This is a genomic window from Flavobacterium sp. 9R, from assembly GCF_902506345.1.
Lineage (GTDB): Bacteria > Bacteroidota > Bacteroidia > Flavobacteriales > Flavobacteriaceae > Flavobacterium.
On the sequence record NZ_LR733413.1, the window covers coordinates 1,004,571 to 1,018,041 of the forward strand.

The 13,471-nt window shown below is 35.7% G+C and carries 14 protein-coding genes; 12 read left to right on the forward strand and 2 right to left on the reverse strand.

What is annotated here, in order from left to right:
* The first annotated feature begins 166 nt into the window (after positions 1-166).
* Genes FLAVO9AF_RS04450 through FLAVO9AF_RS04460 form a run of 3 tightly spaced genes read left to right on the forward strand, consistent with a single transcriptional unit; the run spans position 167 to position 3,199 of the window.
* Complete coding sequence (locus FLAVO9AF_RS04450) at positions 167-1,261, forward strand: efflux RND transporter periplasmic adaptor subunit (RefSeq protein WP_159684956.1); 1,095 nt, start codon at positions 167-169, stop codon at positions 1,259-1,261.
* Complete coding sequence (locus FLAVO9AF_RS04455; RefSeq protein WP_159684959.1) at positions 1,261-2,517, forward strand: FtsX-like permease family protein; 1,257 nt, start codon at positions 1,261-1,263, stop codon at positions 2,515-2,517. Before FLAVO9AF_RS04450 ends, FLAVO9AF_RS04455 begins: the two co-directional genes overlap by 1 nt.
* 1 nt (position 2,518) lies before the next feature.
* Positions 2,519-3,199 (forward strand): ABC transporter ATP-binding protein, encoded by a 681-nt coding sequence (locus FLAVO9AF_RS04460; RefSeq protein WP_159684962.1) that lies wholly within the window; start codon positions 2,519-2,521, stop codon positions 3,197-3,199.
* Here FLAVO9AF_RS04460 and FLAVO9AF_RS04465 read toward each other — a convergent pair.
* Both FLAVO9AF_RS04465 and FLAVO9AF_RS04470 read right to left on the reverse strand, forming a co-directional pair.
* A complete protein-coding gene (locus FLAVO9AF_RS04465) occupies positions 3,196-3,765 on the reverse strand; it encodes a pentapeptide repeat-containing protein (RefSeq protein WP_159684965.1) in 570 nt (189 codons plus the stop codon). The two genes, FLAVO9AF_RS04460 and FLAVO9AF_RS04465, sit on opposite strands and share 4 nt — an antisense overlap.
* Before the next feature lie 467 nt (positions 3,766-4,232).
* Positions 4,233-5,129, reverse strand: coding sequence for an AraC family transcriptional regulator (locus tag FLAVO9AF_RS04470; RefSeq protein WP_159684968.1), 897 nt, complete (start codon positions 5,127-5,129; stop codon positions 4,233-4,235).
* 174 nt (positions 5,130-5,303) lie between these two features.
* Between FLAVO9AF_RS04470 and FLAVO9AF_RS04475 the strand changes: the two genes are divergently transcribed.
* From FLAVO9AF_RS04475 to FLAVO9AF_RS04515, 9 genes are all read left to right on the forward strand, one after another.
* Positions 5,304-6,155 (forward strand): aldo/keto reductase, encoded by an 852-nt coding sequence (locus tag FLAVO9AF_RS04475; RefSeq protein ID WP_159684971.1) that lies wholly within the window; start codon positions 5,304-5,306, stop codon positions 6,153-6,155.
* Between the two features lie 21 nt (positions 6,156-6,176).
* Positions 6,177-7,325, forward strand: coding sequence for an aldo/keto reductase (locus FLAVO9AF_RS04480; protein ID WP_159684974.1), 1,149 nt, complete (start codon positions 6,177-6,179; stop codon positions 7,323-7,325).
* Between the two features lie 43 nt (positions 7,326-7,368).
* Positions 7,369-7,848 (forward strand): nuclear transport factor 2 family protein, encoded by a 480-nt coding sequence (locus tag FLAVO9AF_RS04485; RefSeq protein ID WP_159684977.1) that lies wholly within the window; start codon positions 7,369-7,371, stop codon positions 7,846-7,848.
* Between the two features lie 39 nt (positions 7,849-7,887).
* Positions 7,888-8,328, forward strand: a complete 441-nt coding sequence (locus FLAVO9AF_RS04490) for a nuclear transport factor 2 family protein (protein WP_159684980.1) — start codon at positions 7,888-7,890, stop codon at positions 8,326-8,328.
* A 17-nt stretch (positions 8,329-8,345) separates the two neighbouring features.
* Positions 8,346-9,329 (forward strand): aldo/keto reductase, encoded by a 984-nt coding sequence (locus FLAVO9AF_RS04495; protein ID WP_159684983.1) that lies wholly within the window; start codon positions 8,346-8,348, stop codon positions 9,327-9,329.
* 59 nt (positions 9,330-9,388) lie between these two features.
* Entirely contained in the window at positions 9,389-10,975 is a 1,587-nt protein-coding gene (locus FLAVO9AF_RS04500; protein ID WP_159684986.1) for a carboxylesterase/lipase family protein, read from the forward strand.
* Positions 10,976-11,052: 77 nt separating this feature from the next.
* Positions 11,053-12,084 carry an alpha/beta fold hydrolase gene (locus FLAVO9AF_RS04505; protein WP_236552336.1) on the forward strand — a complete coding sequence of 344 codons (1,032 nt, stop codon included), beginning with the start codon at positions 11,053-11,055 and terminating at the stop codon, positions 12,082-12,084.
* Between the two features lie 131 nt (positions 12,085-12,215).
* The gene (locus tag FLAVO9AF_RS04510; protein ID WP_255478114.1) at positions 12,216-12,725 is read left to right on the forward strand and encodes a flavodoxin; all 510 of its coding nucleotides are present in this window, start codon (positions 12,216-12,218) and stop codon (positions 12,723-12,725) included.
* A gap of 10 nt (positions 12,726-12,735) precedes the next feature.
* Positions 12,736-13,458: a carboxymuconolactone decarboxylase family protein gene (locus tag FLAVO9AF_RS04515; RefSeq protein WP_159684995.1), complete on the forward strand. Its 723-nt coding sequence runs from the start codon at positions 12,736-12,738 to the stop codon at positions 13,456-13,458.
* The last annotated feature ends 13 nt before the right edge of the window (positions 13,459-13,471 follow it).

A 13,471-nucleotide genomic window follows, 5' to 3' on the forward strand; every position in this document is an offset into this window, starting at 1 on the left:
TTAGACACTATTTGGGGCGTTTTTTATGAAAAGTAAAGGTTTTTATATTAATCATTTTTCAGACTACTGTTAACTAGTAATTATGTAACAATCATTATTTCTTTACATTTTTTTAAGTCGTATATTTATATCAGTTTTCGTATAAATAAGTTTCAAAAAATATAAAATGAGGTTAAAATTAATACTAGTATTGGGATGTGTTTTTTTTCTATTAATAAATTGTTCCAAAAAAGAATCTCAAGAAATTCAGCCTACCATAAGCGATATTACCGAAAGTGTTTATGCATCTGGCGTAATAAAAGCCAAGGACCAATACATTGTTTATCCTACTGTAAGTGGGATTTTGAAAAAAACAAAAGTGGCAGTTGGTCAAAAAATCAGCAAAGGACAATTATTGTTTGAGCTAGATAGCGACAAAGCCGATTTGAATACTCAAAACGCTTTATTGGCGTATGAATTGAGCAAAAAAGATAGTCGTTACATTCAAGATAAAATTGCCGAATTAGAGTTGAAAGTTTTGGCGGCGAAAGACAAATTAATTTTGGATGAATCTATTTATCACAGGAATCAAAAAGCATTGCAGTATGAAGGGATTTCCCAAGTAGATTTTGATAGAGTAGTGCAAACCTATAAAAGCTCGAAAAGTAATTTTGAAATGGCACAAAAACAATTGGCACAATTCAAAAGCCAATTGCAAAATGACCAAAGTAAAAATGCAATCAATCTAAAAATTAGTCAAAAAAGTCAAAGCGATTTTGCTGTAAAAAGTGAATTTGACGGTCAATTGTTCGACCTGCCTGTCAAAGAAGGTACTTTGGTGACACCCCAAACACCAATTGCTACGATTGGGAAAAGCAATACTTTCATTCTTGAATTTGATGTGGATGAAAACGATATGGTTCGAGTGGTGTTGGGACAAAATATCGTTGTTACTATGGATAGTTACAAAGGAACTGTTTTTGATGCAGTAGTTTCAAAAATTTATCCCATAATGGATGAGCGTTCGAGAACTTTCAAGATAGAAGCTCAGTTTACAAAAGCTCCACCCAAGTTGTATCCTAATTTAACAGCAGAAGCGAATATCGTTATTCAAACCAAAAAAAAGGCCATCACTATTCCGAAAGAATATCTAATTGATGGGACTTATGTTTTGGTCAATAAAGATGAAAAACGAAAAGTAAAAGTCGGCTTAAGTGATTACAAAAAAGTAGAGATTTTAGAAGGGTTGCAAGCCAACGAAACGCTTTATAAACCGAACTAATGAACTACAAACTTATCTTAAACATCGCTTTGCATTTGTTGCGTGCCCGCTTAAAACAAACGATTGTGGCAGCAATTGGGGTTACGTTTAGTATCGCTATGTTTATTGCATTGGTGAGTTTTATGAACGGGCTCAATGATTTATTAGATGGATTGATGCTAAATAGAACACCTCATGTTCGCTTGTATAACGAAATAAAACCTACGGCTAATCAACCGATTGATTTGTCGAATCGCTATAAAAATACTACCAACTTTATCCGGTCGGTAAAGCCTAAAGATAGAGGGAAATCAATATATAACGGAATTCCAATTATCAAAGCTCTTAAGGAAGACAAACGAATCATTGATGTGGCTCCAAAAGTAGTGGCTCCTGTTTTTTTTAATTCGGGAACTATTGAGATTTCAGGAGTTGTGAATGGGATAGCTATTTTGGCAGAAGAAAAATTGTTTCAAACCAGCGATTATATTATTGAAGGCAAGATTACCGATTTGGTGCAAAACAATAGTATTATTATAGGTAAAGGATTGGCGGATAAAATGCTATTGATTGTTGGAGACCGAATTAAAGTCACCACATCCAAAGGGAATTTGGCAACCTTAAAAGTAGTCGGGATTTCTCAAATTGGTATTGCAGAAATAGACGATACGATGTCCTATACTTCTTTAGATACCGCTCAGAAAATGTTGGGAGAAGCCACAAACTACATCACAGATATTCAAATCAAATTATATGATATGGCTTCTGCACCTGTTGTAGCCAAAGAATTGCAGGTAACTTATCAACTAGATACTATCGATTATCAAACAGCCAATTCACAATTTGAGACTGGCAGTTCAGTACGAACCATTATCTCTTATGCTGTTGGGATTGTATTGTTGATAGTGGCTGGTTTTGGAATTTATAATATTCTAAACATGATGATTTACGAGAAAATGGACAGTATTGCTATTTTGAAAGCGACTGGCTTTTCAGGAAATGACGTCAAGTGGATTTTTACTTCGTTATCTATAATTATTGGTTTGGCTGGAGGTATTTTTGGTCTCATTTTTGGCTTTATTTTTACTTCAATTATTGATGTGATTCCTTTTGAAACTGCGGCTTTACCAACGGTCAAAACGTATCCAATTAATTTCAATATTTTGTATTATATCATCGGAATTGTATTTGCCTTGTTCACCACGACTATTGCAGGTTTGTTTCCTGCTTTAAAAGCCAGCAAAGTAGATCCAGTAGAAATTATTAGAGGAAAATAAAATGGAAAATAAAGTACTGCAAACCATCGGATTGAGTAAATATTTTTATGATCCCGTAAAATTTCAAGTATTGAAGGAAATTGATATGAGTATCAATCATGGCGAGTTTGTTTCAATTGTTGGTAAATCAGGTTGTGGAAAGTCAACGTTGTTGTATTTGCTTTCGACTATGGATACAGATTATGACGGGCAATTGTTTGTGAATAATCAACTGATTACTGGAAAATCAGATAAAGAATTGGCTTTGATACGCAACGAAAAAATTGGCTTTGTTTTTCAATTTCATTATTTGCTCAATGAATATAATGTACTTAAAAACGTGATGCTTCCGGGATTGAAATTGGCTAAATTTTCTGAAAAAGAAGTGGAGCATCGTGCAATGGAGCATCTGAAAACATTAGACATGCACGAACATGCTTTGAAGTTACCCAATCAATTGAGTGGTGGACAAAAACAAAGGGTAGCTATTGCAAGGGCGTTAATCAATGATCCTTTAATCATTATGGGAGATGAACCTACAGGAAATTTAGATAAAAAAAACAGCGACTTAGTGTTTGATATTTTTAAGCAATTGACCCATGAGCAGAAACAGACGCTATTGATTGTAACGCATGATAATGATTTTGCAGAGCGTTCAGATAGAACGATAACTATGCAAGACGGTCGAATCATAAAAAGTTAATCTACTACAATCTCGTGTTTATACAGTAAGCCTTTTACTTCGTTGAGACTGAAAATCGCCTTTTTGAGTTTGGTTTTGGAAGGATCTATAGTGTAATTATAACTTGTTTTGAAATTCGCTTTGTTGGCAATTGCTTTGTCAAATTCAGCGCGGTAAAGGTCACAATTATCAAAAATACTTTCGGTTAAGTCAGTTGCCATAAAATCTACGGCAAGTAAACTACAAGTATTGAATGTGGTGCCTTTTAGTTTTAAAGTATAAAACTTTGAAAAGTCTAATACACAATGTTGAAAATGTACTTCAAAAATTAATTTATTGCACATTGCAAAATTAACCTCTCTGATTTGACAATGGTTAAAAGTAACGGTTCGTAACGCCACGTGATTGATGTGTGCTCCATTAAAATTACACTTTGTAAACACACAATCAATAAAGGTAACATCCATAAAATTACAAGCCGTAAAATCACAATTTTCAAACGTGCAACATTCGAATTCATTGTGATTTAATTCGTCTCTGTTATAAATGATTTTTTGGTAATGTTGGTCTAGATTGTAGTTTGGCATGCGCAAAGGAAGTGTTTTAAAGCAAAAAACGCAATTATCAAGAGACAATTGCGTTTTTTAGTGACCCCTACAGGACAAATTTCAAATCATTTTATGGAAGATTTGAAGATATTGGCTTATTATATGTAGGGTCTGTCTTTGAATGGTACCAATAATTTGGTTTGGACGTCCTGTTGGGGATTGATATTTTTTGGATCATATGAGAATGAGTATTTGAAAAAAAAAATACAACTTTAATTTTTTTATTACTTTTTCAAATATCCCATTATAAAGAATCAAAATGTGCATAATTTAAAATAGTCCTATCATGTCTTGCATTAGAGACTAAAAGCTGGACAAATGATTTAACTATTTACAGTTTCAAAAGTTAGAGATTACCCAGATGCAACTTAACGGTGAGATATTATAATTTCGATTCATCCTTACCATGGAAACGAAGCTTTATTTAATTTTCGTGTTTTTTGTGTCTAATTCAAACTCCTATACTCATTAGGAGTATTACCAACGTGTTGCTTAAAAAAGCGAGTGAAGTGCTGAGGATATTTAAAGCCTAGCTCATAAGCTACTTCATTGATGGTTTTAGTGGAATCGAATATTTTATCTTTGGCGACATCAATAATTTTGTTTTGAATGTATTCCTGTGCAGATTTTCCAGTTTCTTTTTTGATAAGGTCACCAAAGTAATTGGGAGATAAATTTAGCTCAGCGGCATAATAAGCCACTGAAGGCAAACCTAGGATATTCGGTTTGTCAGATGAAAAATAACTATTTAATAATTCTTCAAATTTTTCAACGATTCCTTTATTAGCATTATCCCTTGTAATAAATTGGCGGTCATAGAATCTTTCACAATAGTTTAAAAACAATTCAATATTAGAAGCTATGAGTTTTTTACTGTGTTTGTCGATCGATTGCTTTAGCTCCATTTCGATTTTAGCAAAACAATCAAACACCAACTGTTTTTCCTGTTCTGATAAATGAAGTGCTTCACTAGTGTTGTAGCTGAAAAAATTATATTCATTAATGCTTTTTGCAAGAGAGGTACCATGTATCAGATCAGGATGGAAAACCAATCCATGTCCCACAGGCTGGTAATAGTCTATTTTGTTTTCTACATCAATTACCTGACCCGGTGATATGAAAACCAAAGTTCCTTCCTGATAATCGTAATAATTGCGACCGTATTTTAAGTCGCCACAGTTCACTTGTTTTAAAAACACACAGTAAAGCCCGAAGTTCATTTTAGAACCGGTTCTTTCCTTTGCTTTTGAAAAATCAATTATGCTAACCAAAGGGTGCAATGTTGCATGATTATTAAAAGCATTGTACTCACTAATGGTCTCAAAATTAAATACTTGTTCCATGTCTTTTTTATTGTTTGTTGTACAAATTTAAGTAATTGTGCGTAGTTTTAATAGCAGTTTGAGTTCAATCAGTAATCTTGGTAGCAGATTCAGTAATCCATATACCATTGCCCTCGCATTTAGTTCTGAAATTTGCTGTAACAGAATTGTTTAAAACTTTAAAGTAATTGTAATATGTTTAATGTAAAATTAAATAACGGTGTTGAAATGCCAATTTTAGGTTTTGGAGTTTTTCAAATTCCAGATGCTGTTGAATGTGAGCAAGTTGTAATAGATGCTATTGAAAGCGGTTACCGTTTAATTGATACAGCGGCTTCTTATCAAAATGAAGTTGCTGTAGGAAAAGCAATAAAAAAATGTGGCATTGCCCGTGAAGAATTGTTTATCACGACCAAGCTTTGGGTTCAGGATGCGGGATATGAACAGACAAAAGCTGCTTTTCAAAAATCTTTGGATAAGTTGCAACTAGATTATTTGGACTTATATCTTATTCATCAACCGTATGGTGATGTATTTGGATCTTGGAAAGCTATGCAGGAATTGTATCAACAGGGAAAGGTAAGGGCTATTGGTGTAGCCAATTTTCATCCAGATAGAGTAATGGATTTGATAATAAATAGTGGTTTTACACCTGCAATTAATCAGATAGAAACGCATCCATTCAATCAGCAGAACACAACGCAAAGCTTCTTAGAAGAAAACAATGTGCAAATCCAGTCATGGGGTCCTTTTGCAGAAGGGAAAAATAATATTTTCCATAATGATCTTTTGACTAAAATTGGTAATAAACATGATAAAAGTGTAGCACAAGTAATACTTCGTTGGCTAATCCAACGAAATATTGTAGCTATTCCTAAATCAGTTCGTAAAGAAAGAATGCTTCAGAATTTCAATGTTTTTGATTTTGAACTTTCGACAGAGAATATTGAGGCAATTCAGACTCTAGACACTAAAGAAAGTTTGTTTTTTGACCATAGAGATCCAAATATGGTAAAATGGCTGAGCGAATATAAAGTAGTGTTATAAAATATTCTAATAAACATAATTATGAATCGTCGAAATTTATTAAAAACTGCAGGACTTGCAATAGCCGGAAGTGCATTAGTGCCTTTATCTTCTTTCGCTCAATCTTCAAATTCGGAAACTAAACCTTTCAATAATGACAACTCATTGGAACCAATTCCTAGCAAGAGAAAACTTGGTAAATCTCTTGAAGTTTCAAGCATAGGACTCGGTGTTCAGAACATGACCCGCACGTATCAAACTACAATTCCCTCGCGACCAGAAATGATCAACATCATTCGAACAGCCTTTGATAAAGGAGTTACCCTATTTGATGCAGCGGAAGCTTACGGCCCTTTCGAAGTGGAACGAATTCTTGGAGAAGGTATAGCCCCTTTCCGCGACAAAATAGTTATCGAAACAAAGTTTGGCTGGAATATTGACCAGGAAACGGGTAAGCGATTACCGGGATTAAACAGTCGTCCTGAACACATCAAAATTGTGGTGGAAGGAATGCTGAAACGTCTTCGCACTGATCGAATAGATTTATTGTATCAACACCGTGTAGATCCGCAAGTACCAATTGAAGATGTAGTTGGGGCTATTCAGGATTTGATAAAAGAAGGCAAAGTATTGCATTACGGATTGTCGGAGCCAGGATCTCAAACTGTAAGACGAGCACATGCCATTCATCCCATTGCAGCTATTCAAAATGAATATTCAATGCTATGGCGTGGACCAGAAAAAGAAATTATTTCACTATGTGAGGAACTTGGTATTGGTTTCGTTCCTTGGAGTCCGCTTGGAGTGGGTTTTCTAACTGGTGCTATTGATGCCGATACACACTTTGCTCAAGGTGATATTAGAGGAAATGAGTCTCGTTTCTCGGCAGAGAATCTACCGAATAACTTGAAAATTGTAGATTTAATAAAAAAATGGGGTGCCCAAAAACAGGCTACTCCTGCCCAAATTTCGTTGGCTTGGCTATTGGCGCAAAAGCCTTGGATTGTTCCAATACCGGGTACAACACAGATGGCTCATATGTTGGAAAATATTGGAGCTGCAGATGTGAAATTTACTACAGATGAATTAAAGGAATTCAATAAACAATTGGATGCTATTCAAATTTTGGGTGAAAGATTGCCCGCCTTTGTACAAGCGTTTTCTGATGTGGAAGCACCATTAAAGAAATAAAAATTAAAACGCACCATTACAATTTAACTTTAAATTAGATTATATGAAGATGTTTATTATGGCATTGTTTGCAATTGCAAGTATTCAATATTCCTCAGCTCAAGAAAATAAAACAAGTACTGTAGTTACGAATTACACAAAAGCGGAACAAGAAGTTATTCAGCTCTCTAAAGATAAATGGCAATGGATGGCTGATAAAAATGTCGACAAACTTGAACCTCTCTTTGACAACAAATCAAAATTTGTCCATATGAGTGGCACTTGGAAAAAGGACGAAGAACTCGATATCATTAAAACAGGTAGAATTTGGTACAAGAATACGAAAGTCCATGATGTAGCAATTGAAACTTTTGGAAAAATGGCAATCTTATGGAACCGAATTACACTTGAGGCCAATGTACGAGGGACTGATGTGGTGACTGAATTTACTGTAACGGAAGTTTATCAAAAACATGGTAATGATTGGAAACTTTTAGCCTTAACATTTAGTAGTGTGCGGGACACCCATCAAATTCAGAAATAGAAAAAAGGAAAAATAAACTAATCAAAAATTAATCACATTATGAAAAAGTCAATTTTCGGACTACTTATGTTCGCTTTATTTACAGCTAATACTTTTGCACAGAATACGACCGAACAAGAAGTTATTCAACTATCTAAAGATAAATGGCAATGGATGGCCGATAAAAATGTCGATAAACTTACTCCATTGTTTGATGATAAATCTGTCTTTGTTCATATGGGAGGAAGTTGGGGAAAAACACAAGAAATTAATGTGATTAAAAGTGGAGGAATTCATTATAAGAAAGCAGATATCCATGAAGTTTCAGTAAATATAATCGGTAATACGGCGATACTTTTAAACAAAATCACATTATTAGCAGTAGTGGGAGGAAATGAAGTTACCAATCCGTTTGTTGTAACGGAAGTATATATAAAAGAAAATAATGGATGGAAACTGGGCTCATTGTCGTTTACTAAGCTAATGACACCTAATAATTAAATTAAGCAGATAAAAAAATGAGAACAAGGATTTTAGGAAATAATGGCCTTGAAGTTACGGCTTTAGGCCTTGGCTGTATGGGATTAAGTTTCGGTTATGGGAAAGCAACAGAAAAAAAAGAAGCTATAACTTTAATCAGAGCGGCTTTTGAAAAAGGCATTACTTTTTTTGATACTGCAGAATGTTACGGTCCTTTTATAAATGAAGAAATAGTGGGAGAAGCTTTAGAGCCATTTCGTAAAGAAGTAGTAATTGCAACAAAATTCGGTTTTCAGAATGGTGATTCTACAAAAGGATTAGACAGCAGTCCTGCAAGAATAAAATCTGTTGTTGATGCTTCACTAAAAAGATTAAAAACAGATTGTATTGATTTGCTTTATCAGCACAGAGTTGATCCGAATGTGCCAATCGAAGAAGTTGCCGGAGCGGTTAAGGAATTAATTCAGGAAGGTAAAGTTAAATATTTTGGTCTTTCAGAAGCTGGTGTTGATACTATCCGCAGAGCCCACATTATACAGCCAGTTTCAGCATTGCAAAGTGAATATTCGTTATTCTATCGTGAACCAGAAAAAGAAATTATTCCCGTTTTAGAAGAATTGGGAATCGGTTTTGTGCCTTTTAGTCCGTTGGGAAAAGGTTTTTTAACTGGTGCAATAAATGCGGAGACAAAATTTGAAGCTTCTGATTTTAGAAACATAGTGCCAAGATTTTCTGAAGAAAATAGAAAGGCTAATTCGACATTAGTAGATTTAGTAAAATCAATTGCAGCTGAAAAAACGGCTGCGCAATCACAAATTGCTTTAGCATGGCTATTAGCACAAAAGCCTTGGATTGTACCCATTCCAGGGACTACCAAACTGCATCGTTTACATGAAAACATTGGTGGAGCAGAAATTCATTTGAGCAAAGAAGAATTAGACAATATTGATTCAGCACTTAAAAATATAGAAATTGTTGGTGCTCGTTACCCTCAGCAATTACAGGATAGAGTAGGCAAATGAGCAGATTATCAGTAAGGGCTAAAAGTTAATCTTGTCATTCCATAATTAAATTATAAAATATGAAAAAACTATTTGCTAGCATTATTTTGCTCTGGATGACTTTATATTTAAATGCACAACAAAAGACAATCGATCCTATAGAGATCCAGACTGTCTCAGGAAATGTACGTGGAATAATAGAAGGTGAAGTTTGTGTCTTTAAAGGTATTCCATACGCCGCACCACCTGTTGGTGCAAATCGCTGGCGTTCACCGCAGCCAGTAATACCATGGAAAGATGTTCGGGATGCAACTAAATTTTGCGCAGATTGTCCACAAGCAGGCTGGCCCAGAGGTTCTGGTATGTCTAAAAGTTCCTCTGAAGATTGTTTGTTTTTGAATATATGGAAACCGGCCACAACATCAAAAAAAACAAAATTACCTGTTATGGTATGGATTCATGGCGGAGCATTTGTGTTTGGGAGTGGCGCAGGTTTTTCAGGAACTGCATTTGCAAAACAAGACGTACTACTTGTTTCTATCAATTACCGTTTGGGTCGTTTAGGTTTTTTTGCATTTCCTGCTTTAAGTAAAGAGAATCCAAATGAATATAAAGGAAGCTATGCTTACATGGATCAGATTGCTGCACTGGAATGGATTCAGAAAAATATTGCTGTTTTTGGTGGAGACCCGACGAACGTAACTATCTTCGGAGAGTCCGCAGGTGGGGTATCCATACATTCGTTAATGACTATTCCGTCAGCAAAAGGATTATTTCAAAAAGCGATTATTGAATCTGGAGGTGGCCGAGATGGAGTACTCACCGCCAGACCGATTGACAAAGAAAATGCTGACCCATATTATCCTGTTTCTGCTGAAAGTATCGGAATTAATTTTGCTAAAAGATATGATATTGAAGGTACAGATGCTGAAGCACTAAAGAAATTGCGATTACTCACAGCTTCTGAAATTGTTGACGATGGACAAGAAACTGTTAATGGGATACCTACTTATTCGGGACCTATTCTTGACGGGCGTTTGGTAACGGAAACAGCTGAGAGTTCCTATAAAGCGGGGAGGCAACATAAAGTTCCGTTAATTATTGGTTCGAACAGTGCAGAAGTGCCGGCAGGCTTTGTGAATGCTGGTACGAAGGAAGAATTGTTTTTAGTTTTTGACAGTCACAAAGATGCGGTTTCCAAGGCCTATGATCCTGATGGTAAAGCTGACTTCGGCATGATGCTCACACTTGTAAACACAGATAAAGTTTGGGCAGAACCGGCTCGTTTTACAGCAAGAACTCTTTCAGATAAAGGAATACCTGCTTATTTGTATTTATTCTCATACGTGCCTTTATCCATGAAAGAAAGGATGAAGTACGGAGCTTCTCATGGATCTGAGATTCCATATGTATTTGATAATCTTGTCGAAGGCAATGGTTATACAATTTCCCCAAAAGATAAGGAAGTTGCAAAAATAATGAATGCCTATTGGGTCAACTTCGCCAAAACTGGAAATCCAAATGCGAAAGGTTTGCCGCAATGGACTTTTTACGACACAATAAAGAATGAGGTGTTCGAGTTTGGGCAAGATGGATCGGCGGGCATTATTAAAGACAATAGGAAAGCACGACTCGATGTCATGGAACTGGCAGATGATAAAAAATAGTATTTTTATATAGAAATAAAGAAAGTAAGATGAAAAACAAAATTAATAATTACTGGAATACTGCCTGTTTATTATTGATGTTGGCCAGTGGTCCAATTATAGCACAGGAAAAACAAAAGCCATTGATTATAGAACAACAGGGTAGTTTTGCTGTTGGAGGAACAATAATTGAGAATCCGGGTACTTTTGATCCATACAACCCGACACCGACCGGTCAAACATTGCGAGGAGATCACGCTTATGTTTTTTATCAAATTCCTGTTACCGCGAGAAAATTCCCTTTGGTCATGTGGCACGGAATCGGTCAATTTTCCAAAACATGGGAAACAACTCCCGATGGGCGTGAAGGGTATCAGAATATTTTTTTAAGAAGAGGTTTTGGTGTTTATGTAATGGATCAGCCAAGAAGAGGAGATGCGGGACGCAGTACTGTAACAGCAACAATAACTGCTACTCCGGATGAGCAGCAATGGTTTGGAATATTTAGAATTGGTATTTACCCAAATTACTTTGAAGGTGTTCAGTTTGCTAAAGATCCAGCGACACTCAATCAATATTTCAGATCAATGACGCCTAGTATTGGACCAATCGAAATACCTATTATGACCAGTGCAGCGTCTGCTTTATTTACTAAAATAGGCCCCGCTATTCTTGTTACACATTCTCATTCGGGTGGAATGGGCTGGCTGACAGCTATTCAAAATCAAAACGTAAAAGCCATAGTCTCTTACGAACCCGGAAGCGGATTTCTTTTCCCTGAAGGGGAAGTCCCTGCTCCAAAACTCAGCGCAGGCGGAACACTTGAAGCATCGGGAATTTCAATGTCGGATTTTATGAAACTTACTAAAATTCCAATCATTATCTATTATGGCGACAATATTCCATCAAACCCTATTAAAAATCCAGGACAGGATGGCTGGAGGGTTCGACTTGAAATGGCGAAATTGTGGAGGGATAAGGTAAATAAGTATGGTGGAGATGTTACTGTAGTTCATCTTCCTGAAATTGGAATTAAAGGAAATACCCATTTTCCGTTTTCCGATCTGAATAATATTCAAATTGCAGATCTTATGTCTAAATGGTTAAAAGAAAAAGGACTGGATAAGTAATTAGATATAAAATGAAAAAGCTAACGACATTTTGGTTTATTACAACTGCACTTGTTTTTATGTTTTCAGGCTGTAGTAAAGCGCAAGAGAGAATCCCAAATAAGGATGAATCCCTAACGGATAAAAATGTATTGATTGTTTATTTGTCACGAACTAAAAACACCAAAGTTGTGGCAGAGATTATTCATAAAAAGGTCGGAGGAACATTAGTGGAGCTTGAATTGGAAAAGCCATATCCTCAAGACTACAAAATGATAGTGAGTCAGGTTGCAAAAGAAAACGAAACGGGCTATCTGCCTCCGCTTAAAACAAAAATTGCCAATATTGAAAAATACGATGTGGTATTTGTGGGGTTTCCAACTTGGGGAATGCAATTGCCACCACCAATGAAAAGTTTTTTGAAGCAATACAATTTAGGAGGAAAAACAATTGTCTCATTTAATACCAATGCGGGTTATGGAATTGGTACCAGCTTTGAAACGGTAAAAGAGCTCTGCCCTAAAAGCACTGTTGTGGAGGGGTTTTCTACCAAAGGCGGGGTAGAAAGGGATGGAATTTTATTTGTAATGGAAGGTGAAAAGGAAAAACAGGTTGATGTAGAAATCCAAAATTGGCTGAAAGAATTAAGTTTAATTAAATAAGAAATTCGGAATGAAGGCACTCTCAAAATTAATAATGTTGGTAATCATAATCGCAAATGTTTCAACTGTGAATGCACAGACTGAAGCAGTTCAAAACCTGAATAAAAAACAACAAGCTATCATAAGAATTGCCGCAGTTACAGCGAAAGGAGATTTAGAAAAATTAAAAATTGAACTTAATAGTGGGCTGGATGATAGATTAACAATCAACCAGATTAAGGAAAGTTTGGTGCATTTATATGCTTATTGTGGTTTTCCACGAAGCATTCGCGGACTACAGACTTTTATGGTTGTGTTGGAGGAACGCAAAGCCAAAGGAATTAATGATGTAGTAGGGACCGAAGCATCAACTATAAAGGAAGAACACAGTAAATATGAACGCGGAAAAGTGATCTTGAAAGAACTTACGGGAGTATCACAAGATGGTCCAAAATCTGGCTATTCGGCATTTGCTCCCGAGATGGACGTTTTTCTGAAGGAACATCTTTTTGCTGATATTTTTGAGCGGGATATTTTGACCTATTCCGAAAGGGAACTTGTTACAGTATCGGTTCTCAGCAGTATTGGTGGGGTGGAACCCATGCTGAATTCGCATCTAAAAATATGCCTGAATGTTGGGTTGAGTCCAAATCAGCTGCAGGAGTTTATAGGAGTTATAAAATCATCAGTCGGAAATGAAGAAGCAATTGCTGCCCAGGAAGTTTTGAACGAAGTACTCAAAAGCAAAAAGTAAAATTTAAAATAAT